Origin of the sequence: Kitasatospora sp. NPDC093806 (assembly GCF_040683335.1) — a bacterium.
Classification (GTDB): Bacteria; Actinomycetota; Actinomycetes; order Streptomycetales; family Streptomycetaceae; genus Kitasatospora.
In genome coordinates this window covers 1-2287 of sequence record NZ_JBFBDO010000250.1, presented here as the reverse complement: position 1 = coordinate 2287, position 2287 = coordinate 1, and the positions used below count along the sequence as shown (strand labels likewise).

The window sequence follows — 2287 nt, the reverse complement described above, 5'->3', positions numbered from 1 at the left end:
GCGGGCGCGAGGGGCGACCGGGCCTCGTCGCGGCTGGCCCGCGCGTCGGCGCCGGGCTTCGCGGCGGCCTGAGCACCGGCCTGGGCGGCGGACTGGGCACCGGACTGGGCACCGGACTGGGCACCGGCCGACGGCGCGGCGGCCGGTGCGGTGGTGGGCGCGACGGCGTCGCCGGTCTTCACCGCGGCGTCGCCGCCGGTGAAGACCAGGCCCTCCGGGTGGACCTTCGGCGCGACCTTGCCGTCCGGCGTCTCGACCAGGGTGGTGTCGACGGGGACCCAGGCGTCGCCGACCTTGACCCGGACCGGGCCGGTCGCGGTGTCCTGGGTGAGCGTCCCCTCGGGGTTGGCCCACAGCGTGGTGGTGGCGGTGCGGGCACCGGTCACCTCGATCTTGTGGCCGTTCAGCCGAGCCGCCAGCAGGGCCGAGGCGACGTCCGGCGCCTCGTTGACCGGCGCGGTGGCCGCGGCCTTGGGGGCGGCGGACGCGGCGTAGGCGTCGTCGGCGGTCAGCGCGTCGAGCGCGACCCCCGTCTCGACCAGGAGCGCGAGCGCCGCCAGGACGGCTGTTCGCCGCATCCGGCGCGTAGTGAAGGCCCCACCCGCAAAGGCGGGCGAGGCCTGCTTCCTCGATGGCAAGTGAATTTTCTCCGCGAATAGTGAGGGTAAAGAAGTGCTGCCCTCTCAAGATCGCAGAGCCGCCGACCGGAAAAGCCGTGGGCAGATATCGAATCGGCAAAACTTGATCATGCGGTGTCCGATCTGACCCGGTATCACCACAAATGATGACTGTGCGTCAGTTCACCGGAAAAGGAAGTGGTTCGTTCGTCGACCCCCGACCCGAACCCCGCAGATCGGCGGGGGTCGCCGACCCCGATTTGACCTGGGCCGATCATGTTGTGGATAGTCGCTTCGGAGCCGACGGGGAACCCTGGCCGAACACGAACCGGATGCGGGAATCATCGAGATTCGGCGCCGGTTTTCAGAGCATTCCGGTCATGTTCGCAGGTCTTCGGAATACGCACCCGCCGAATCCCCCAGCCGGCATCGCCGACGCGAAAAAGAATTCCCGCACAACCCTCCCCGCCGGACAGTCCGCCCGCGGGCGACGGCGCGTCAGTGCTCGGCGGCGAGGTCCGGGACGGCGGCGTCGAGCGCGAGGGTGACGCGGTCGAGCAGGGTGCGCAGCGCGGCGAGGTCCTCGACCGGCAGGCCGGTCGCGGCGAGCAGGTGGCGCGGCACCCGGCCGGCCCGGTCGCGCAGCGCGGAGCCCTCCTCGGTGAGGCTGACGGTGACCGAGCGCTCGTCCTCCGGGCTGCGCTCGCGCCGCACCAGCCCGGCCGCCTCCAACCGCTTGAGGAGCGGGGAGAGCGTCCCCGAGTCGAGCCTCAGGTGCTCGCCGATCCGCTTGACGGGCAGCTCCCCGTGCTCCCAGAGGACGAGCATGACCAGGTACTGGGGGTAGGTCAGGCCGAGGTCCTTGAGCAGCACCCGGTAGACGCCGCCGAAGGCCCGGGACGTCGCGTTCAGCGAGAAGCAGATCTGCTGGTCCAGGCGGAGGAGTTCGGCGTCGTCGGGCAGGTCGGGGAGCGCGGTCATGGGTCCATGGTACCGACGCCCCACACGCCATTCAGTTGTGCGCAATTGAATTGCGTGCTCTACTTGTCATCGACGGCAGGCGGCCCGTTCGGGCCACCGCCACCACGACACCCGCACCGCAGGACCGAAGGGAACGGACCATGGACGCGCTCTACACCGCAGCCGCCACCGCGAACGGCCGGGAGGGCCGCGCCGTCAGCTCCGACGGACAGCTGGACCTGCCGCTGGCGATGCCGCCCGCGCTCGGCGGCAGCGGCCAGGGCACCAACCCGGAGCAGCTGTTCGCGGCCGGTTACGCCGCCTGCTTCGCCAGCGCCCTGGCCCTGGTCGGCCGGCAGGCGAAGGTCGACACCGGCGACGTCTCGGTGACCGCCGAGGTGTCCATCGGCAAGGACGGCGACGGCTTCGGCCTCGGCGTGGTGCTCCGGGTCGAGCTGCCCGAGTCGCTGGCGGGCGAGACCGGCGAGCTGCTGGTCAAGAAGGCCCACGAGGTCTGCCCGTACTCCCGCGCCACCCGGGGCAACATCCCGGTCGAGCTCGTCGTCGAGTAGCCGAACCCTGGTTCCGGGGGCCGGCCGGAAGGTCAGCCCCCGGCCCCGGCGGGCGGCGGCCCGGGTGGGGCCGGCGGAGCGGGCGGCGGCCCGGACCCCGGGCCGTGGCCCGCCGAACGCAGCACGTCCAGCCGGTGC

Annotated in this window: 2 protein-coding genes and 1 pseudogene; 1 reads left to right on the top strand and 2 read right to left on the bottom strand. The window is 72.3% G+C overall.

All coding sequences use genetic code 11. From position 1 onward, the window contains the following. Nucleotides 1–578: pseudogene (locus AB0N76_RS39720) on the bottom strand (hypothetical protein); the annotation flags it as partial. A gap of 537 nt (nt 579–1115) precedes the next feature. Beyond that, a complete protein-coding gene (locus AB0N76_RS39715) occupies nt 1116–1598 on the bottom strand; it encodes a MarR family transcriptional regulator (RefSeq protein ID WP_363565730.1) in 483 nt (160 codons plus the stop codon). A 140-nt stretch (nt 1599–1738) separates the two neighbouring features. Between AB0N76_RS39715 and AB0N76_RS39710 the strand changes: the two genes are divergently transcribed. Continuing rightward, nucleotides 1739–2149 (top strand): organic hydroperoxide resistance protein, encoded by a 411-nt coding sequence (locus AB0N76_RS39710; RefSeq protein WP_363565729.1) that lies wholly within the window; start codon nt 1739–1741, stop codon nt 2147–2149. Nucleotides 2150–2287 lie beyond the last annotated feature (138 nt).